Here is a 20,107-nt window from a genome sequence, read left to right as displayed (position 1 = left end):
GTATTAGATGTTTTGATCAATGAATGCTGCAAGTTTTGAACGAGGTGCTGCGCCAACTTGTTGAGCAACAACTTCGCCATTTTTAAACATTAATAATGCAGGGATATTACGAATGTTATATTTTACAGCAATATCTTCACATGCAGTCACGTCAACTTTAACGATTTTTACTTTACCTGCATATTCATTTGACAAGTCTTCTAGAACAGGTGCAATTGCTTTACAAGGCGCACACCAGCCAGCCCAGAAGTCAACAAGTACAGGAGTTTCAGCATCTAAAACATCTGCTTGGAAGTTTGAATCAGTTGTATTAACAATAGTCGCAGACATGAGGTTGCTCCAAATTTAAGAAATAAAGTGCGAATTTGATCATCATCACGATGAATATTACATTGCCGCTTTATTCAATGTAAGGGTTTGTTGTGATTATTCAAGTTTGAAAATGAAAAGTCTAATGGATGCTCACGATGTTGATCATCGACTTCTACAATCATTTATCAAGTAAAAGCGCAAATACAGTACTTTTATTGCTTAAAATGACTTTAAAATTGTAAGCATGTGAATTACTCTAATGCGTGAATTGAGCATGGGTTTATATGAATAATGTCTGATTTTCTGATTGATGAAGAATTACTTGCTGCGATTGATATGGGATCGAATAGTTTCCATCTGGCAATCGCTCGTGTTGATCACGGTGAAGTTAAGAAAGTTGCTTCAATGTCAGAAAAAGTACAGTTAGCTGCTGGGCTTGATGAAAATAAAAATTTAACCGAAGCTGCACAACAACGTGGATTAGCCTGTTTAGCCCGTTTTGTTGGGCGTTTAAGTTCTGTACAGGCAAATCGGTTGAGAATTGTTGCAACCAATGCGTTAAGACAAGCAAAAAATGGCCATGAATTTATTCAAAAAGCCGCAGAAATTTTACCAAAACCAATTGAAATCATTGCAGGTCGAGAAGAAGCTCGTCTAATTTATTTAGGTGTTTCACATACCATGGCCAATGGTGGTCGACGTTTAGTCGTTGATATTGGTGGTGGTTCAACTGAATTCATTATTGGCGAAGAATTTGAGCCACTGCATACCGAATCCTTACAAATGGGCTGCGTGGCCTACAGCAAAACCTATTTCCCTGATGGTGAAATTACCAGCAAAGCATTTGATAAAGCCGTGGTTGCTGCACGTAAAGAAATGTCTGCTATTGCCAATACTTATAAATCTGTGGGTTGGGATACCGTTGTCGGATCAAGTGGAACCATCAAAGCTTGTCGTCAGATCGCGGTTAATCTTGGTTTAAGTGACGAACAAGAAAATCTGACTCGTGACGGTTTATATAAGTTAAAAGATCGATTACTTAAATTTAAACATGTCACTGAAATCGATTTTGAAGGTCTACGTGAAGACCGTCGAGCAGTTTTGCCAGCTGGTCTTGCGATTTTATATGCGATTTTTGAAGTTTTAGATATCGACAAATTGGCATATTCTGACGGTGCATTACGTGAAGGTGTAATGTACGACTTGCTCGGTCGTTTCAAACATGAAGATATTCGTGACCGCAGTGTACAGGCGTTAATGGGGCGTTATAACGCAGATCCCAAACAAGCTGAACGTGTAGTAAATACTGCACAAGAATTGTTTGATGGTGTCGCCAATGCATTAAATTTAACGACTGAAGACAGTGACTTACTGCGTCGTGCGGCATATTTGCATGAAATTGGATTGGCAATTAGCCATGGTGGTTATCACCGTCATGGGGCTTATTTACTGCAACATTCAGATATTCCTGGTTTCTCACAAATTGATCAAAATCATCTCTCGCATTTGGTTTCGCACCATCGTCGTAAGTTACGTGCAGATGCAAAAAATGACGTTTTAAAGGTCGGCGGTAGCCATTTACTTTACCTTTGTTTATTGCTTCGTCTCGCAGTTTTGCTGAACCATAGTCGTAGTGATCAGATGCTTCCTGCCATTGAACTGAGTGTTGTAAATGATCAACAATGGCAACTCAGCGTTTCTGGCGATGCTAAACAATGGCCTTTATTGGTTGCTGACCTGCATGATGAGCAGGTGCAATTTAAGCATTGGGACATTGAGTTAAATATTCAGTCAGACAAATTTGTTGATTAACCATATTATTATGGACCATTCTTGACTTATGAAAAATAAAGCGACTCAGTCCAAGGCTTGGGCTACGGTTCAAATTGCACGACACCCTGAGCGTCCGCAATTTCTAGATTATGTCAGTGAAATTTTTACTGAATTTGATGCACTTCACGGCGACCGTTTATTTGGTGATGATGGTGCCATGATTGGTGGTTTGGCACGTTTTGACGGACAACCTGTAATGGTGGTTGGTCAACATCGTGGTCGCAGCACACGTGAAAAACTACAGCATAACTTTGGGATGTGTAATCCAGAAGGATATCGTAAATCACAACGTTTACTCGATATGGCTGAGCGTTTTAATTTACCTGTGTTTACCTTCGTCGATACCATGGGTGCATATCCTGGTGTAGGGGCTGAAGAACGTGGTCAAGCAGAAGCGATTGCAACCAGCTTGGCACAACTTTCAAGTTTAAAAGTTCCTGTTATTGCGACGATTCTTGGTGAAGGCGGTTCAGGTGGTGCTCTCGGTATTGGTGTAGCCGATCGTGTGATTATGCTGTCACACAGTATTTATTCGGTGATTTCACCAGAAGGTTGTGCGTCTATTCTATGGAAAACCGCGGATAAAGCAGCACAAGCGAGTGAAGCACTTTCTTTAACTGCAGATAAACTTCAAGCTTTAGGCATTGTTGAATATGTTGTGGATGAAGGTGATGGTGCACACTTGCAGCCTGAAAAAGTCATGCATGATTTGAAAGATGTGTTAAAACAAGCTTTAGATGAATTGCAACCGATGGATGCACAAGAACGATGCGACGCACGTTATCAACGTTTAATGAAGTTTGGCAGCAGCAATTTAGGCATCGCGTCTTAGCACAAACACAGCATTTTTCTGAACAAACTCAATTCTTGATTGGGTGTAGCGGCGGCATGGATTCCATGCTGTTGCTGTTTCTAATGTCTGAACTTTTTCCGACTCAAACCCGTGCGATTTATGTTGATCATCAACTACAAGCAATGAGTGCCGAATGGGGTCGTGTTGTAAAGCAGCAGTCTGACGTCTTAAATATCCCGTGTATTATCCAGCAAGTAGACGTTGCGACAGGCAATTTGGAACAGCAAGCGCGTCAAGCGCGTTATCAAGCGTATCAACAGCATTTACAATCCAATGAAATTTTAGTTTTGGCCCATCATCAGCAGGATCAGGCTGAGACGCTATTATTACGCTTGTTTTCTGGAGCAGGCGTGCATGGATTAGCTGCGATGCAGCAAATTGATATTCGTCAAGACATGACCATTTGGCGACCATTTTTAGATGTGAGTCGCGAGCAAATTGAACAATGGTCGCAGCAACTTGGTTTTGCCTATGTGACAGACCCAACTAATCATGATACGCACTACGATCGGGCGTGGTGTCGAGAAGAATTATGGGATGTCTTACAAAAACGCTTCCCCAAAATGCAGGCAGCTGTAGCACGGACCAGTTCTTTGATGCAGGATGCTGCGGAAATACTGGATGAAGTATTGCAGAAGGATTGGCAACACTGTGCAACCGATCGTGTACTTGATCTGATCAAGTTGCAGCAGCTCTCGGCTGCACGGCAACGTCAATTGTTATCGACTTGGATGAAGGGGGCGGATCAATATCGACCAAGTTATGAGATGGTGCAGCGATTGCAGCATGAGGTCATTCTTGCAAAGCCAGATGCGCAGGCAACTTTACATATCAATCAACATTATTTCGTTCGCTATCAGAAGACGTTATATCGTTTAACCCACGATGAGCTGTACGCAGAAAAATTATTTTCCTTTCCAGATACGTTGTCACAACAGTTTGATATGGGTGAAACCATCAATGTTGCGGCTGGAAAATTTAAGATTGAAACTCAAAAAATTGGTCTTTCATCTCGGCTTTTAGGGCGAGAGTTAAGGTTGCTTAAACGACAGGGTGGTGAAAAAATTCATCTTTATGGTCGTGTTGGACATTGGCCTCTGAAAAAAGCCATTCAAGAGCTACAGATTTTGCCTTGGTTACGTCATACAATTCAAATATTAGTCGTAGATAATGTTATGCTTGGGGTTTTTAGCCCAAAGGGTTTTTGGTTGGCGCGATCTGATTATTTAGAGCAGGGCGGTTGGCAACCAAGTTTAATTTCTGACTGTAATGACGTTTTTCAGCAGTCTTTTTCGTATGATGAGTAGGACATGGCGACAACATTGAACCAAAATATTTGTTTTATTGGCGGCGGTAACATGGCACAGGCCTTGATTGGTGGGTTGCTATCTCGTGGTTTACCCACAACGCGCATTACAGTTTCTGATCCTGTAGAACAAATTCGTCACATCTTAGAAGAAAAAAATATTCAAACCACAACAGACAATGTGGACGCAATTAAAAATGCGGACGTTGTGGTATTGGCGGTCAAACCCCAAGTCTTGGCAACGGTATTACAACCATTAAAAGGTTTATTGTCAGATAAACTCGTGATCTCAATTATTGCGGGTGCTGAAATTCAAACGATTTCAGATTTAATTGGTGGTAGTCAACGGATTGTCCGTGTCATGCCGAATACGCCAGCATTGGTCCAAACAGGTGCACATGGTATTTATGCATCTGAAGCGGTAAATGCTCAAGATCGTGAGTTAACCAGTCAAATTTTAGCGGCGACGGGTTTAACCATTTGGGTGGAGAGCGAAGCTCAAATTGATGCAGTAACCGCAGTCTCTGGTTCTGGCCCAGCATACTTTTTTTATTTGATGGAAAGTATGATTCGTGCTGGCAAAAACTTGGGGCTCGATGAAAAAGTGGCGACGGCATTGACCTTGCAAACAGCTTTGGGTGCGGCACAAATGGCGATTACCAGCTCAAATTCTCCAGCAGAATTACGTAAAAATGTGACCTCTCCAAATGGTACAACGCAAGCAGCTTTAGAGGTGTTTGATCGTGCGCAGATTTCACAAAATATTCAAGCAGCGCTTGCAGCAGCTCAGAAGCGTAGCCAAGAGCTAGCGCAAGAGTTGAGTGACAAGACTAAATCGGTTTAAGTAGGATAAGACAATTATGGGTGCAAGTTCTGCGCTAATTTTTGGTGTTTTGATCAATGTTGCAATTTTATTGGTCTTTTTCCGTTTTTTAATGCAATTGGCAGCAGTCAGTCCATACAATCCTGTGGTGCTTTCAACCGTGAAAGCCACCAAGATTGTGGATGTGTTTAGCCGCATTTTCCCGACGATAGGTAAAGGCCGTGTCAATTTAGCGGCAGTTGCTTTGTTGGTGGTGCTGTATTTATTGAAAATGTTTGGTCTGATGTATTTGTCTGGACAGATGCCACATAGTGCGGTGTATCTGGTGATCACGACATTTGTGACCATGATTCAAGATTTGATTCGTTTCTGTCGTTACTTGATTTTTGCAACGATCATTTTAAGTTGGGTAGTGATGTTTACGCAGTCGCGCTCACCTTATATTGAAGTGATCCAAGAGTTGGCTGAACCATTGCTTGCACCATTCCGTCGCTTATTGCCGAACATGGGGATGATTGACTTGTCTCCAATTTTGGCGTTCTTGGCTTTGTATGTGGCTGAGATTTTGATGAATGAAGCAGCTAAAGTGCTATTAACTGGTCTTTAAGCCAATCTGATTCAATAAAAAATGGGCGTTATGCCCATTTTTTATTTCTTGATCAAACGTTGCCGTATGGCTCGATTTAATGGATTGGAGAAATAGCGTGCAATGAAAGCACCTAGCCCAATCGCAAGGACGAAATAAATCAATAATAAGACCAGTTTAATGTTGCCCTCAGTAAGGGCTGGCGTATAAAACAGTTTAAAGAAACCTAAAATAATCAGGTGGAATAAATAAATTTCATAACTGTTTTTGCCAATCTCCTGTAACCACTTAAAACGCTGTGTCTGCGTATTAATGTGTTCATTTGCCACATTCGCAACAATCACGATTGCTGTCGCAAGTGCAAATAGGCTGACGCCCCAAATACAGTTTTGTTTAATTGGTGCAGAAAAATAAATGATAAACATCGTCGCAATGGCAAGGTATTTCAACCCTAACCAAGTTTCGGCTTGCAGCTTAAGTTGCGGTGCGATCAGTGCTGCAATACAGCCAAAGGCAATCCCATCAAAACTAGAGAAGTAATGGTAGAGGTAGGCACCACTTTCCTCACCATAATGTAAATATCTAAAATAAGGTGCAAATACAATTAGCGTGAAACAGACAAATAAAAAGTAGGGCTTTTTCTTGAATAGCAGTGCTGTCAGTGGGAACAGTAGATAAAACACTTCTTCCACAGATAAAGACCATAACACGCCAAGCGCATAGTTGACCCAACCATTTTCAATAATCAGGATGTTCATCCAAAAGGTCAGGGCTGCTAGGTTAACTGTTGATTGAGCAACGACAATGCCATTTGGAGCCTGAGTCATAAAAGGTTTAAGCTCTAATGCCGCGAAGAGATTGACCAGACAGATCAGCAGAATCAAGGTCGGCATGATGCGAGCGAATCGTGAAATATAAAAGTCGCGCGTATTGATCTGATGTAGCGCACCCCAGCGTTTGATAGTATGTGAGGTGATCAGGTAGCCCGAGATGACAAAGAACATGGTGACACCATAGTTACCATTGCGAGCTAAAAGCGTGGTGATGTTTTCACCAAAAATCTGAAAATTGATCGAGGTGTCAAAGAGCTTATAAGGGATATTGAAGTGATGCAGTAAAACCAAAAAGATTGAAATACAGCGTAATGAATCAATAGAGTGAAAGCGCTTAAATTGAACTTGATTAAAGGACATATTGCATTCCTTTCTCCTATACGAATTAATTTTTATCAGATATTCTTTATTTTCAGTTTTCTTGTAGCGCAGGGGAGTTTATCCCCTGTCTGCAAGAAACATTTTGTTTTTCGAGTATGTAGATGCCTTAGTGGGCAGCATCCCAGTTTGGACCTTGCCCAACTTCAACCACAAACGGCACCGAAATTTCTAATACCGATTGCATCACTTCAGCAATTTGCTTTGAAAGTTCATCTGCAATCGCAGCATCCGCTTCAAACACAAGTTCATCGTGCACTTGTAATAATAGCTTAGCTTGATCTTTAGGTAGCATTTTATCCACTGCAATCATGGCAAGTTTAATAATATCTGCCGCACTGCCTTGTAAAGGTGCATTGATTGCCGCGCGTTCAGCTGCTTGTTTGATCATTTTATTGCTGGCCATAATGTCTGGTGTATATAGACGACGGCCTAAAATGGTTTCAACAAAACCTTGCTCACGTGCAATCTGACGCGTACGTTCCATATAGTCCAATACGCCCGGATATCGTTGGAAGTAACGTGCGATATAGCTACGTGACTCTTCACGGCTAAAGCCAAGCTGACGGGTTAAACCAAATTCAGACATACCATAGAGCAGACCAAAGTTAACCGCTTTGGCTTGGCGGCGTTGGTCATTGGTGACATCTTCAATGGCAATGCCGAGCACTTCAGATGCGGTACGGCGATGCACGTCTTGACCTTGTTGGAAGGCATGGACTAACGCATCATCTTGAGAGAAATGTGCCATCAAACGCAGTTCGATTTGCGAATAATCGGCAGCGAGTAACACTCGACCCTCAGGTGCAATAAAGGCTTTACGAATTTGACGCCCAATCGGAGTACGGATTGGAATGTTTTGCAGGTTTGGATCGGTTGAAGACAAGCGACCTGTTGCAGTTAAGGCTTGATGATAGCTGGTATGTACACGATGTGTTGTGTCATGCGATTGTTCAATCAGGCGATCGGTATAGGTGTTTTTGAGTTTTGCCAAGCCACGATGTTCCAAAATGACTTCAGCCAATGGATGTTCGATTTTCTCTAAAATACTTTCACTGGTGCTGTATTGACCTGTTGCAGTTTTCTTACCACCTTTGAGTCCTAGCTTTTCAAACAGGACTTCACCGACTTGCTTTGGTGAAGCAACATTAAAGGCTTCGCCTGCCAGTTCTGCTGCTTGAGCTTCCAGCGTTTGAATGGTTTCTGAAAACTCGACACTGAGTTGATCGAGGAATTGATGGTCGAGCTTAATGCCATCTTCTTCCATTCCCGTGAGCACGCGAGCAACAGGCATTTCAATATTATGTAGAATATTGACCAGTTCTGGATGGGCTTTCAGTTTTGCTGCGAGCACTTCATACAAACGATAAGTGACATGCGCATCTTCGGCGGCATAATGCGCTGCGACTTCAAGCTCAATCTGATTAAAGGTTTTTTGCTTTGCACCTTTACCTGCGATTTGTTCAAAAGTCGTGGTCAAATGGCTGAGATAAAGACGAGCAACATCGTCCATACCATGTCGCGTTGCAGCGGCATTCAATACATATGAAGCAAGCATGGTATCGAAATACCAACCTTGAATGGTGATACCATGATTGGCAAAGATATGCGCATCATATTTTAAATGATGACCAATTTTCTTGACTTGTTCATTTTCAAGAATCGGTTTGATCTGAGCGAGAAGCTGTTCACGATTCAGTTGCTCAGGTGCACCTTCATAATCATGTGCAACAGGAACGTAATAGGCATCTTTGGCATCAAATGCGACCGAGAAACCCACCAGTTCCGCTACTCGATAATCGAGGTTGGTGGTTTCTGTATCAATCGCAAAATGATCAGCTTGCTGCATACGTTGTAATAAGACATCCCAATCTTGTTGGCTCAATACCGTATGATAAGTCGCATTACCGAGTTGATCATCTTGGCTTGAAAGATTGGCATGATCTTCAGCAACCACGGGTTCTGCTTTTTGTTCAGCTTTAGCAATACTTTGCGATGTTTGTTGATAAGCAGGACTATTTGGATTGTTTGGATGGTCTAATGATTGTAATTGGTTACGAAACTCTAATTCGGTATAAAGCTCACGGAGTTGATCCACATTTGGATTGGCGAGTTTAAGGTCATGCCAATCTAAGACAAGATCGAGATCACAGACAATGCTGGCAAGTTGATGGTCAACTTTGATGTTGTCTACATTATCTTTAATATTCTGGCTGAGTTTGCCTTTAAGCTGATCCGCATTGGCAATAATATTGTTTAAAGTGCCGTATTCATTCAGCAATTTCGCTGCTGTTTTTGCGCCAACACCTGGAACGCCCATGATACCGTCAGACGCATCGCCCATTAGGGTAAGGTAATCGATAATTTGATTTGGATGTACACCAAACTTTTCAAAAACACCCGCTTCATCCAACACACGCTCTTTGAAGCTATCTTCAAGTTTGACATGTTCATTGACCAACTGTGCCATGTCTTTGTCACCCGTCGAGATGAGGACATGATGACCTTCTGCCAAGGCACGTTTAGTTAGCGTACCAATAATGTCATCCGCTTCCGCACCCGCGAGAAAATACAGAGGAATGCCTTGCGCTTTGATCAACGCATGTAAATAAGGAATCTGTTGAGATAACTCCTCAGGCATGCTTGGGCGATCGCCTTTGTAGATTGGCGATAATTTATGACGGAAGGTTGGTTCTGGCGTATCAAAAATTACAGCCATATGCGTTGGTTGAGTACGACGCATCAGTTTTTGGATCGCTGAAATTGCACCACGTATTGCATTGGTATGTAAGCCAGTCGACGTGGTTAATGGTGGTAAAGCGTGAAAAGCACGAAATAAGAAATAAGACCCGTCTACCAAGACAAAAGGTGGCATTGCGCAAATCCTAATTATAAATTAGTTGGTATTTTACGTGAAAAAGCCGTGGCTGTCTTATCTGAACTTGGAAGAGTACGGCTAGCTGTGTCGTTGAAAATTTGCAGTATTTTGTATGTAACAATACCTGCTTATCTAGTGATCAAGTAAGATGACTGCAATGAAGCTATCATAATTGATATAAGTCTATGTATAAAAAAGACAAACAGGGAATCGTCATTGTTTTAATTGCACTGACTGTATTGCTCGCTTGTGCAATTGCCTTTAAATGGCAAGGGACGATTGTCGCTGCTGCAATCGGCCTGACCGTTGTAATTGTGCACATTCTGTCTGAAATTCATCAGCGTTTGCTTCAACTCGAACAAGCAGCGCTGAACTATTCTGCATTAGGGGCGGGTATTGGTGTACAAAAAATTGTGATATATGCTGCGGCACTCATCGCCTTATTTGCCTATGCCAATACATGGATGTGGTTGGCAGGTGGCGCTTTATTGGTATTGTTATTGTGTTTGATCCAGACCATCAGTGCTTTTCAAACCCGATTGCTGCATTTAGAGCAGGTTGCAACACAATCACTCAATCCAAATATCTCAATTCAGCCACAACAACAGACCTCAAGTATTGGTCAATCTGCTGAATGGGTTGAAACGACAGCTTCAAACTCTCCAATTGAGCAGCAGCCAGCTTGGTTGCAGGCTCGACCTGAATCAGTTCAGAGTCCAATACTTCAGAACTCTAGCTCTGCTGTTCATCCTTCAGAGTCCAAACAAGCTGCCTGGTGGCAGCCTGCATTGGACTGGATGATACATGGTAATCCGATTCTCCGTGTTGCTGTCGCCATTTTAATGGTCGGTGTGATTTTACTCTTACGTTTTGCCAGTGAGCATTGGCAACTCAGCCTAGGTGTGAAACTAGGCTTTATTGCGATTGCGGGTGTAGCCACAACTGTTGCAGGATATTTACTGCAAAAGAAAAATCAATTATTTGCGGTGGCTCTCCAAGGTGTCGGTCTGGCAGTTGTATTCTTGACCTTAATTTTTTCACATCATTTTGCAGTAATTGCCAGTTTAAGCACCGCCAGTATTCTGTTTGTGATTTTATTATTGGCGACGGTTTATCTAAGCTTAAAACAACACGCTTTGTATTTAGCCATGTTGGCATTGACCATGGCCTATCTGGCTCCGTTGGTCATTCCACAAAACCATCCTGATGTGATTTTCTTGTTTGGCTATTACTTTGTCATTAACTTGGCCGTGGTAGCGTTGAACTTTATTCAACCTTGGAAAATTCTGCATCAAATTGCCTTCTTTGCCACTATGTTCATTGGTGGTTCGACCATCGGAATTTATGCAAAAACTGCGCAGTTTGATACCTTGGATATCATTCTCTGGTTGCATATTGCTTTATTTATCTGGCTCAGTATCCGTTACAGCCAACTAATGCTGCGTGCTCAAAATGCGCAGCAACAAACAGATCAGCGATCTGAGCGTTTACAACCGATTTTAGATGTAGGCCTAATTTTTAGTGTGCCTGTACTGGGCTTTTCGCTACATGCTTATTTAATGCATAACTCGACCTCAGCACTTACTTCGGGAGCGGTTGCACTCGCGATTGTTTATATCAGTCTAAATATCTGGATTAAACGCCAGCATCCACAGCTTTCAATTTTGGCAAAAAGTTTCTTTATTCTTGCCGTTGTGTTTGTTGCCTTGATTTTCCCACTGGCCAAAGGGGCACATTGGACGTCAACAGGCTGGGTGATTCAGGGAACTGCACTGATTGTCTGGGGCGTTACTGAACGATATCGTTTAAGCCGTTATGTTGGTGTGGCACTGGTGTTATTAAGCTCAGTGGCATTGCTGTTCCAAGTTTGGTCAAACGATCATTTTCCAATTTTAAGTACCGCGATTTTTGCGCTTGCTCAATTTATTTCTGCTTTTTACTTATTGCATTATCAAGAGGTCGAGAAGTATTTCAGTGCACGCATGTTGAGTGGGGTTTTTCTAGCACTTGGGTTGTATTCAGGTGCAATTGCTGCTGTTGAATTGATGCAGTGGCAGCACGATGGACTGAGCCCTTATCTTGCTGTTGCTGCAATATTATTGGCATTGTTTAGTCTGGCGGTACATATTAAATCACGTTTACAGTGGGCTAATGTGCAGCTCATCTTGTTGGGAGCTTTGCTGGCTTTACTTTATGGCGAAAGTTTTGCTCAACATGTATATGTGGTTTGGCACTGGTCAAGTCGCTTAGATCAAGTGATGTTTGCCATAGCATCAATCACGATTACGTTGATATTGAGCAGCTTGAGTACTCACACATCTAAAGCAACTGTTATGCTGTGGTCTGCGTTGCTTTGGCTCAGCCTTGCCAGTATAGGATTGGCTATTTTTCCAATCATGCCGCTTGTCGCGTTTGCCATTATCCCAGCTATTTATAGTATTTGGCGATTTACATCAAATAAAACCGAGTTGCTGCATCAATTGCCAATCTGGTGTTTAACGCTATTTTGGCTAGTGTTGGTCAGTCTAGATCCATATTCTGCTGAACAATATTATTTTATACCACTGCTTAATCTGACAGATATTCTGTCTTTACTGATGTTTTTTGGTTTGATCTGGATGATTTATCATCATGATTTTAGCGCAGAGCGTTCGATTGAGTGGGGCTTTAAAGTGACCACCATTTTGATTGGCCTATTGGTGCTGAGTAGTGTGGTGGTGCGTGCTATGCATCATTATTTGGGAACACCACTCTGGAGTGCAGCAATTTGGTCGAATGGTGATGTGCAACTCAGTTTGACACTATTGTGGGTTATTTTAGCCTTCATTCTGATGACCTTTTCCAGCCGCCGCCACATCCGACAAATTTGGTTTGTCGGTGCAGCTTTGTTAGGTATTGTCGTAGCGAAACTGTTGTTATTGGATTTATCGCAAAGTGGCACTTTAACCCGTGTGATTTCTTTTATTGGTTCAGGGGCTGTGATGCTGGTCATTGCTTATCTGGCACCATTACCACCTGCATTAAGTGAAACCAAGAAAGAAAGTTAACTCTCTTTCTGTTCTTTTTTAAGTTCTTTTTGATTGGCATATTGATCGACTTCATCATTTTCTAATGGGAGAGGTCGGTCAATCAGGCCCATCTTCGGTACAGGAATCTCGATCTCATTTTCTAAGAAGCCATTACGAATGCGTTCCTGCATTTCATCACGTACTTTGAGCGAGTTTTCCTGACGGCACCACACTGCAAATAACAGTTCAATAGAAGATTCTCTAAATGCAGTCACCGTGACAGTTGCTTTAGGGTCATCCATCACCAAAGGATATTTGGCGGCAACGTCTAATAAGACTTGGCGGACTTTGTGAATATCTTCATGGAAATTAATCGCGAGCGTAATTGGAATACGCCGTATCGGATATTTAGACAGATTCATCACTGGTGTTCGGATCAACTGTTCATTCGGCAAACGAATATAAACATTATCCAGCGTCAGAAGTTTAACCGAGAGTAGATCAATCGAAATCACTTCACCTTCAATGGTCTGACCTCGAATTAAGGTGATCTGAATGGTATCACCAACTTCAAATGAGCCTTCACCAATCAAGAATAAACCACTAATCAAGTTGCTGGCAGAGGTTTGAGAGGCGAAACCCAGTGCGACAGTTAATATCCCTGCAGCACCTAAAAATACGCTGAGTTTAAAACCTGCTTCCCTTAAGCTGGTCATAATGAATAGCAGAAAGATAAAATAAAAAATACCTCGACGCCATAGTAAGCGTTGATGGGCATTAAAGCGGTTACCAATGGTGCGAATGAAGGTGTTCGAGACTAGACGTGCAATCACGAAACCGATAAAACACAAAATAATGGCGACTACGATTTCGCTAAGCCGCTCAAAGTTAATGTTGGTAAAAAAACTGGTGAGACTGCCAGCCACATCTTTTGGAATATTTGAATTTGGCATCGCGGCCCCTTAAAAAAATGAATCAAACATATTGAATAAAGTACTGCCTGGTGCACGAGGGGGATGCACATAGGTGACTTCACCCGCTTGGGTTGGGGTCTTGTTTTCAATACGAATACGAGCAGGATGATCAGTACCTTCATAGTAGACTTTGATTTGAGACGTCCATAAACGGCCTGTACTTTCGCTATAAAATAATGGCAGTGCAGGCACAGGTACATTCATGCGATCAAAACGCAGTTGATGGTGACTGGTATTGTGGAACTCAATCGGTGTCACTGCACGGAAAGCACGCGGTTTGAGTAGATTCAAATCAATACGACCATCTACAGAGGTTGCGTAGCAAATCTCACCATTTTGTGGGTCTTTACCAAACCAAGTATCTTTCGGTTGAATCACAGGGATATCAAATAGCGGTTCAGAAAGACCGTCAACCAAACCCGCAATCCACAAGGGGGTGCTGATATACAAGGTTCCTCGCTGACCCGCAGGAATATAAATCGGATCAACAGGTCGAATCACCACGGAACGATCAGCCAAGCGTGGCATCAAATGAAAGGTGCCATTGGTCTTGTGGAACATATAGCGTTCGATTTTTGCCGGAGGCGGCATGGCAAATTCAATATCATTCAATATTCGCCACTGTTGCTCGTAGTCATACTGAAATTGAGGGCGATGATATTCCAAACGCCATTCTTTGATGCCGCGAGTCAGACGAAAGAGCAATGAACCGAATTGCCAAGCTTTGGCCTGTTGAATTTCGAATTGTTGTTCGCCCCACCATTTCAAAGTGTCAGAATGGGGAACTTGATATTGATTATTTTGAGACAAGATGCAAAATTCCTTTGTGAGTATGCTAAACAGACTTCACGCTGTAATCTGCTTAGAGTACACTCAATACTTTCTCTTATCATTATTTGTGTGATGCAAATACTTAAACAAATACAAATTCCTTATAGTTTTGCTAAACGACATGGCGTTTTGTTACGTTATGAAGGTGATCAAATTTTTATTGTACGACGCAAGGACACCGCGCGTATTGCTTTGCAGGAAGCTCGTCGAATTTTGGGGAAATCTGCTCATGATCAATTGTGTACCGATCAAGAGTTTCATGCCTTACTCAGTTCTAGCTATGCAGGGGATACTGGCGAGTCGCAACAAGTTGCGGCAGGTCTAGAAGATCATCCAGATTTATTGAGTTTAGCGGATCAAGTACCTGAAGCTGAAGACTTGATGGATCAGGAAGATGATGCACCGATCGTGCGTCTAATCAATGCTTTATTGTCCGAAGCGATTCGTGTCAGTGCCTCTGATATTCATATCGAAGCTTTTGAGAAAAAGCTCTCGGTACGATTACGTGTCGATGGTCAACTCCGTGAAATTGTCCAGCCACGCCGTGAATTAGCGCCATTATTGGTGTCACGTATCAAAGTCATGGCAAAACTGGATATTGCGGAAAAACGTGTTCCACAAGATGGTCGTATTTCATTGCGTCTCGCAGGGCGTGAAGTGGATGTGCGTGTCTCAACTTTACCGTCTTCGCATGGCGAACGTGTGGTCATGCGTTTGCTGGACAAGCAAGCGGGCCGCTTGAACATGACTCATTTAGGCTTGATGCAAAATGACTATGATCGTTTAACGCAACTGGTTCATCGACCACATGGCATTATCTTGGTGACAGGTCCAACAGGTTCAGGTAAAACCACCACCTTGTATGCAGCATTGTCAGATTTGAATGACCATACGCGTAATATTTTGACTGCCGAAGATCCGATCGAATATCAATTGGAAGGCATTGGTCAAACCCAAGTCAATACCAAAGTCGATATGACTTTCGCGCGTGCGCTTAAGGCGATGCTGCGTCAAGATCCAGATGTGGTGATGGTCGGAGAGATTCGTGACTTGGAAACTGCGGAAATTGCGGTACAAGCCTCTTTAACGGGTCACTTGGTGTTATCTACGTTGCATACCAATACTGCAATTGGTGCGGTGACGCGTTTAAAAGATATGGGAATTGAACCGTTCTTACTTGCGAGTTCACTGATTGGCGTGATTGCGCAGCGTCTGGTTCGTACTTTATGTCCGCATTGCGTGACTTGGCGTAAGGCTGATGATTTCGAGCGACAAGTATTCCAGCATCTCAAGGTTGATGAACATATGGAATTACCACAACCACATGGTTGTGAAAAATGTTCACATGTTGGTTTTAGTGGGCGAACGGCAATCTATGAAATCGTGCCTGTGGATGAGCCGATGCGTCGTTTGATTCATGGCAATGCGGCTGAGTATGAGCTGGAAAATCATGCACGTCGTTATGCAGCTTCGATTCGTGATGACGGTTTATTAAAAGTTTTAGCTGGAAAAACTACATTAGAAGAAGTACTTCGTGTAACCAATGAAGCTGCGGAAGAGTAAGCTTTTTATCTTTAAAAAAACAGCATGGTTTAACCATGCTGTTTTTGTTTGAGTGCGCGGATTATGCAGTCGTTACGATATTGAAAGTGACATCAATATTATTACGCGTCGCATTTGAATAAGGGCAAACGATATGTGCAGCAGCAACCAATTGTTCTGCTTCTGCTTGTTCCATTCCAACTAAATAAACATTGAGTGTTACTTCGATACCAAAGCCATTTGGAATCGGACCAATGCCGACTTCACCTTCAACATACGCATCTTTAGTAATCTTGAATTTATCACGGTTGGCAACAAACTTCATTGCACCTAAGAAACATGCAGAATAACCAGCCGCAAACAATTGCTCTGGATTGGTGACTGCACCACCAGCACCTCCCATTTCTTTTGGTACACCTAACTGAACATCTAAAACACCGTCAGAAGAAGTTGCACGGCCATCACGACCACCTGTTGCTTTCGCTTTTGCACGATAAACGACTTGTTCTAAAGACATGATAATTATCCCTGAATATTATTGAATGCAATTTGATCGTACTGGATCTAAATTAAAATACAAGTCAGCAAACGTTATGGATCCAGCCATCTTTGGTCTTTATACCTGTAGGGGAGTTTCTATGTTTTATAGGTGTTTTGATTGATGTGGATGGGGGGGCTCGTGCCAATTCACGTTCGATATGAATGTAAGTGCCAATTGTGTAAATCATGAGGATTTGATATTTGGGACGATAAATTGACCTGAAAGATAGTTTTTATTGTTCATCCAAAACAAAAAAGCACAAGTGATTAGACTTATGCCAAATGCTAGATAATAAATTTGATGTGCCAGTTACCAGAGATCGGCAATTTTTTTCATCAAACGTGCTCGGTAGCGTGCGGTTGGGTTGCTGAGATTATTTTGAGCTTCAAGTTCGAAATGTTGCTGCCATGCTTTGATCATTTCTAAGGTTGTGCCTTTTTGCTTAATGACCATAACGTCTTCACGTTGAATATTGTCTAATCGCTGCCTTGCGCCTTCAGCACCTGTTCCCCAACCAATGATCCATTGCCCAAAAGCATTCAGCGATAAGTTTTGTGGTGTAGACAAAACACGAGATGATTGAGTTGATTCATCACCATCTACATCCACAGATGTCGCGTGAAGTTGTACAGCTGTCCCCACAAAAAAGAAAATAACAATAAGTCTAAACATGAATAAAGCTTAATAAGAATTAACGGATGATGTTACATCATAGCTAGCGCAAAGTTGGCTGACTTTGTTCTACTATGATTAATAATTTGTATTAAATCATGATTCTATATATCAGGCATTTATAAAAGTTGACTATTGCAGTCAGATTGATCTTGGGTGTTTAAATTTTGTACTGTGGCGCATTTAAATTGGCGTAAAGATAAAGTATGAATCAATAAGTAATAATTTTTCGATGTTGCATTAACGGCATGGCAAGACGAAGCTTATTTTGTGTCTCAAGGTCAAATTCACTGCTAATTAAATCGTATCCATCAGTATCAATACTTTGAAGTAGTTGCCCACGACTATTAGCAATGCCTGCATGTCCCCAAGTTTGACGTTGTTCGCCGTGCCAACCTTGCTGTGCAGCACCTAAGACATAACACTGGCTGTCCATGGCGCGTGCTTGTAGCAATAATTGCCAGTGGAGCTGACCTGTGGTGTAAGTAAAAGCCGCAGGAGCAGTAAGAATATCTGCACCTTGTTGACGTAAGCTTAAGGCAAGTTCAGGGAAGCGTAAGTCATAGCAAACCATCAGACCGATATTGCCAAAAGGTGTTTTTGCGACAACCACTTGATCTCCAGGTTCAAAGAATTTAGATTCTTGATAACCACCTACAGCATCACCGACTTGTACATCAAACAAGTGGATTTTGTCATAACGTGCTTCAGTTCCTTCAGGACTAATGCATAAGCTAACAGTGCGAACACGACCATCTTGAATGACTGAGCCATCTGGACGGAAAGGGCATGGGAGTGTACCTGCAACAATCCAGATTTGATAACGATGTGCTAATTGTTCTAGACGTGCTTGAATTGCTTCGAATTGAGCTGCAGTTTCACGCTGCTTACCCGCAGCAAAGCAAACAAAATTCTCGGGGAAAACGATTAGCTCAGCACCTTGAGCCTTACTTTGTTGAAGTAATGATTCAATGACATCGAAGTTTGCTTCAATGTCATTTTGAGAATTCATCTGTGCAACAGAAAGTAAGGTCATAGGGAGATCACGATACTGAGTTTAACGATCAAGCGTTTTGTTTTTGTACGTCGAGATTTAAGCAGTCTTGCTCTTTTTGCAATTGCTTAACCAGCGGTTCAAACATATTTTGGTTGTTTTCGTTCAAGCGCATCAGTGTTTTATGTGCGTCGAGCACAGTGTTGAGCATTGCGCTATGCGTAACTTGCTCTTCTGTAAGCTCCAAGGTACATACACTTGGATCGCCACAGTAGTTTAAAATCACAAACACTTGCCCAAGCCCCATGCTATTGGCCAAGGTGGTAATGTCTGGATTTGTCGAGAGCATAACGGCTTGTATTTGATGAACTTGCTTAAGCTTTAAACCTAGTTTTGCCAATATACCTAAAACAGTACTGTCAATAAACGTGGTTTCGGTTAAGTCAACGATTGCACCAACAACATTTTGCTGTTGTTCAATTCGATTGAGTAGTTTGTCTAGACTTATACAAGAGTGAGCACGCACTTCGCCAATAAGCTTGAAAATATGCGTTCCGTTCAAACTTGCATATTCAACATGACCTGTTGACATATAAATGCCATTTTCAGAGAAAGGATATCAAATTATCCCATAGTGATATTGGAGACACAAGTGGTTGAGAGGTGTGATTTAATTAAGATATTGATTTTAATATTAATTCATTCGACATATGCTCAAAATTGCAATGTCATCTGCTACATGTTCAGGGGCTTTGAATGAGTCATTTTTAAGATGTTCGACCAATTGATTAAACTGATCATTCAGGCCACCATCGAATGGCTCCAAGGCACCATCAGAACATAAAATGAACCGCGCATGACGACTTAATTTACAGTGGTGCTCTTCAACTTCAAGCTCTTCAGTCAGGCCAAGTGGGAAGCTACTTGTGGTTAAAATCTGAGGCGGTTGATTCGGTTCAAAAATAATGGGGGGAGGGTAATGTCCTGCACTTGACCAACGCACTTCATGGGTGACTAAGTTTAAGATCCCAGCAACCATGGTAATGTGTTTTTCAATATTCTCTTGCACCAACATTGCATTCAGTTTTTGAATCAATTGACTTGGTGTTTTTGAACGGCCATGAAAAGCTGCCATCCACGAGGTTAATAAACTGCTGGTGACACCATGTCCTGAAACATCAGCCAGATAGAACAATACTTCTTCATCATTTAAACGCCAGTAATCATACCAATCACCAGATAAATAAGCAGATGGCTGAAAAAGGGATTCAAATTGATAATTCGGCAATTCGATTGGATTTGGTAAAAGACGTTTTTGTAATTCGGCAGCAGAGGGTAGATCTCGGCTATCTTGATTACGTTTGTATTGAGCATCTATTTTAAACAAAGAATGAATTGGATTTTTTGGCAGACTATCCCAAATCCAACCTGCTAATGCACCTTGTTCCCATGCTTGAGCTAACGCTGTACCCTCATGCTCAAATGCAAGCACAATTGTTGGAAGTTTCCACTGATACTTTAAAAAGTCTTGTACATCGGCAATCGCAATGATGGTTTGATCATACAAATCCAAATCGTCAATTTGAATGATCTGCAAACTCGGTAACTCAGTTAAAGCTTGATCTAAACAAGGTACGGAACGCGTGGGTTGTATGAAATACATAGATGAATAGCCAATCCTTTGTATGATCATTTAAAATTCATCATAGATGAAAGATGACCTTATACATAGTATTGCCAGAG

The 20,107-nt window shown here is 41.9% G+C and carries 17 protein-coding genes; 7 read left to right on the top strand and 10 right to left on the bottom strand.

What is annotated here, in order from left to right; translation table 11 throughout:
- Window positions 1–3: 3 nt before the first annotated feature.
- Window positions 4–330, bottom strand: a complete 327-nt coding sequence (trxA, locus tag FPL17_RS10965) for a thioredoxin (RefSeq protein WP_005184718.1) — start codon at window positions 328–330, stop codon at window positions 4–6.
- Between the two features lie 273 nt (window positions 331–603).
- Between trxA and ppx the strand changes: the two genes are divergently transcribed.
- Genes ppx through FPL17_RS10940 form a run of 5 tightly spaced genes read left to right on the top strand, consistent with a single transcriptional unit; the run spans window position 604 to window position 5,734 of the window.
- On the top strand, window positions 604–2,124 hold the full coding sequence (gene ppx, locus FPL17_RS10960; protein WP_005184716.1) for an exopolyphosphatase: 1,521 nt from the start codon (window positions 604–606) through the stop codon (window positions 2,122–2,124).
- Window positions 2,125–2,152: 28 nt separating this feature from the next.
- Window positions 2,153–2,977 carry an acetyl-CoA carboxylase carboxyltransferase subunit alpha gene (locus tag FPL17_RS10955; protein ID WP_005146510.1) on the top strand — a complete coding sequence of 275 codons (825 nt, stop codon included), beginning with the start codon at window positions 2,153–2,155 and terminating at the stop codon, window positions 2,975–2,977.
- A gap of 56 nt (window positions 2,978–3,033) precedes the next feature.
- The gene (gene tilS / locus FPL17_RS10950; RefSeq protein ID WP_266095749.1) at window positions 3,034–4,305 is read left to right on the top strand and encodes a tRNA lysidine(34) synthetase TilS; all 1,272 of its coding nucleotides are present in this window, start codon (window positions 3,034–3,036) and stop codon (window positions 4,303–4,305) included.
- Window positions 4,306–4,308: 3 nt separating this feature from the next.
- Window positions 4,309–5,148 carry a pyrroline-5-carboxylate reductase gene (gene proC, locus FPL17_RS10945; protein WP_004804503.1) on the top strand — a complete coding sequence of 280 codons (840 nt, stop codon included), beginning with the start codon at window positions 4,309–4,311 and terminating at the stop codon, window positions 5,146–5,148.
- A 16-nt stretch (window positions 5,149–5,164) separates the two neighbouring features.
- Window positions 5,165–5,734, top strand: coding sequence for a YggT family protein (locus tag FPL17_RS10940; RefSeq protein ID WP_005184711.1), 570 nt, complete (start codon window positions 5,165–5,167; stop codon window positions 5,732–5,734).
- A gap of 41 nt (window positions 5,735–5,775) precedes the next feature.
- On the opposite strand, the gene FPL17_RS10935 is transcribed toward FPL17_RS10940, so the two are convergent.
- Window positions 5,776–6,906 carry an acyltransferase family protein gene (locus FPL17_RS10935; protein ID WP_159885037.1) on the bottom strand — a complete coding sequence of 377 codons (1,131 nt, stop codon included), beginning with the start codon at window positions 6,904–6,906 and terminating at the stop codon, window positions 5,776–5,778.
- 127 nt (window positions 6,907–7,033) lie between these two features.
- Window positions 7,034–9,799, bottom strand: coding sequence for a DNA polymerase I (gene polA / locus FPL17_RS10930; RefSeq protein ID WP_159885035.1), 2,766 nt, complete (start codon window positions 9,797–9,799; stop codon window positions 7,034–7,036).
- A gap of 188 nt (window positions 9,800–9,987) precedes the next feature.
- On the opposite strand from polA, the gene FPL17_RS10925 reads away from it, so the two are divergent.
- The gene (locus FPL17_RS10925) at window positions 9,988–12,849 is read left to right on the top strand and encodes a DUF2339 domain-containing protein (RefSeq protein WP_159885033.1); all 2,862 of its coding nucleotides are present in this window, start codon (window positions 9,988–9,990) and stop codon (window positions 12,847–12,849) included.
- On the opposite strand, the gene FPL17_RS10920 is transcribed toward FPL17_RS10925, so the two are convergent.
- Both FPL17_RS10920 and FPL17_RS10915 read right to left on the bottom strand, forming a co-directional pair.
- Window positions 12,846–13,763 carry a mechanosensitive ion channel family protein gene (locus FPL17_RS10920; protein ID WP_151716816.1) on the bottom strand — a complete coding sequence of 306 codons (918 nt, stop codon included), beginning with the start codon at window positions 13,761–13,763 and terminating at the stop codon, window positions 12,846–12,848. The two genes, FPL17_RS10925 and FPL17_RS10920, sit on opposite strands and share 4 nt — an antisense overlap.
- A 9-nt stretch (window positions 13,764–13,772) precedes the next feature.
- The gene (locus FPL17_RS10915; RefSeq protein WP_005184691.1) at window positions 13,773–14,594 is read right to left on the bottom strand and encodes a hypothetical protein; all 822 of its coding nucleotides are present in this window, start codon (window positions 14,592–14,594) and stop codon (window positions 13,773–13,775) included.
- Window positions 14,595–14,687: 93 nt separating this feature from the next.
- Between FPL17_RS10915 and gspE the strand changes: the two genes are divergently transcribed.
- Entirely contained in the window at window positions 14,688–16,178 is a 1,491-nt protein-coding gene (gene gspE, locus FPL17_RS10910; protein ID WP_005210601.1) for a type II secretion system ATPase GspE, read from the top strand.
- Between the two features lie 61 nt (window positions 16,179–16,239).
- Here the strand turns inward: gspE and FPL17_RS10905 are convergent, their stop codons facing one another.
- The 5 genes from FPL17_RS10905 to gigA all read right to left on the bottom strand — a co-directional run bounded on the left by FPL17_RS10905 (window position 16,240) and on the right by gigA (window position 20,027).
- Complete coding sequence (locus tag FPL17_RS10905; RefSeq protein ID WP_005146490.1) at window positions 16,240–16,674, bottom strand: organic hydroperoxide resistance protein; 435 nt, start codon at window positions 16,672–16,674, stop codon at window positions 16,240–16,242.
- 333 nt (window positions 16,675–17,007) lie between these two features.
- Complete coding sequence (locus tag FPL17_RS10900) at window positions 17,008–17,370, bottom strand: DUF4951 domain-containing protein (protein ID WP_159885031.1); 363 nt, start codon at window positions 17,368–17,370, stop codon at window positions 17,008–17,010.
- 211 nt (window positions 17,371–17,581) lie between these two features.
- The gene (locus FPL17_RS10895) at window positions 17,582–18,406 is read right to left on the bottom strand and encodes a carbon-nitrogen hydrolase family protein (RefSeq protein ID WP_159885029.1); all 825 of its coding nucleotides are present in this window, start codon (window positions 18,404–18,406) and stop codon (window positions 17,582–17,584) included.
- Between the two features lie 28 nt (window positions 18,407–18,434).
- Window positions 18,435–18,956, bottom strand: a complete 522-nt coding sequence (gene gigB / locus FPL17_RS10890) for an anti-anti-sigma factor GigB (RefSeq protein WP_004804515.1) — start codon at window positions 18,954–18,956, stop codon at window positions 18,435–18,437.
- A gap of 102 nt (window positions 18,957–19,058) precedes the next feature.
- Window positions 19,059–20,027: an RsbU family protein phosphatase GigA gene (gene gigA / locus FPL17_RS10885; protein WP_005184685.1), complete on the bottom strand. Its 969-nt coding sequence runs from the start codon at window positions 20,025–20,027 to the stop codon at window positions 19,059–19,061.
- Window positions 20,028–20,107: the final 80 nt, after the last annotated feature.

It is taken from the genome of Acinetobacter dispersus (assembly GCF_009884975.1).
GTDB lineage: Bacteria > Pseudomonadota > Gammaproteobacteria > Pseudomonadales > Moraxellaceae > Acinetobacter > Acinetobacter dispersus.
This window is presented reverse-complemented; position numbering and strand designations above follow the sequence as displayed.

Excerpts from the sequence above, each read along its gene's own strand:
- proC (WP_004804503.1), top strand. The coding sequence starts at position 4,309 with ATGGCGACAACATTGAACCAAAATATTTGTTTTATTGGCGGCGGTAAC.
- gigA (WP_005184685.1), bottom strand. The coding sequence starts at position 20,027 with ATGTATTTCATACAACCCACGCGTTCCGTACCTTGTTTAGATCAAGCT.
- trxA (WP_005184718.1), bottom strand. The coding sequence starts at position 330 with ATGTCTGCGACTATTGTTAATACAACTGATTCAAACTTCCAAGCAGAT.
- gspE (WP_005210601.1), top strand. The coding sequence starts at position 14,688 with ATGCAAATACTTAAACAAATACAAATTCCTTATAGTTTTGCTAAACGA.
- FPL17_RS10905 (WP_005146490.1), bottom strand. The coding sequence starts at position 16,674 with ATGTCTTTAGAACAAGTCGTTTATCGTGCAAAAGCGAAAGCAACAGGT.
- FPL17_RS10900 (WP_159885031.1), bottom strand. The coding sequence starts at position 17,370 with ATGTTTAGACTTATTGTTATTTTCTTTTTTGTGGGGACAGCTGTACAA.
- FPL17_RS10940 (WP_005184711.1), top strand. The coding sequence starts at position 5,165 with ATGGGTGCAAGTTCTGCGCTAATTTTTGGTGTTTTGATCAATGTTGCA.
- FPL17_RS10935 (WP_159885037.1), bottom strand. The coding sequence starts at position 6,906 with ATGTCCTTTAATCAAGTTCAATTTAAGCGCTTTCACTCTATTGATTCA.
- gigB (WP_004804515.1), bottom strand. The coding sequence starts at position 18,956 with ATGTCAACAGGTCATGTTGAATATGCAAGTTTGAACGGAACGCATATT.
- FPL17_RS10955 (WP_005146510.1), top strand. The coding sequence starts at position 2,153 with ATGAAAAATAAAGCGACTCAGTCCAAGGCTTGGGCTACGGTTCAAATT.
- ppx (WP_005184716.1), top strand. The coding sequence starts at position 604 with ATGTCTGATTTTCTGATTGATGAAGAATTACTTGCTGCGATTGATATG.
- FPL17_RS10895 (WP_159885029.1), bottom strand. The coding sequence starts at position 18,406 with ATGACCTTACTTTCTGTTGCACAGATGAATTCTCAAAATGACATTGAA.
- tilS (WP_266095749.1), top strand. The coding sequence starts at position 3,034 with ATGGATTCCATGCTGTTGCTGTTTCTAATGTCTGAACTTTTTCCGACT.
- polA (WP_159885035.1), bottom strand. The coding sequence starts at position 9,799 with ATGCCACCTTTTGTCTTGGTAGACGGGTCTTATTTCTTATTTCGTGCT.
- FPL17_RS10920 (WP_151716816.1), bottom strand. The coding sequence starts at position 13,763 with ATGCCAAATTCAAATATTCCAAAAGATGTGGCTGGCAGTCTCACCAGT.
- FPL17_RS10925 (WP_159885033.1), top strand. The coding sequence starts at position 9,988 with ATGTATAAAAAAGACAAACAGGGAATCGTCATTGTTTTAATTGCACTG.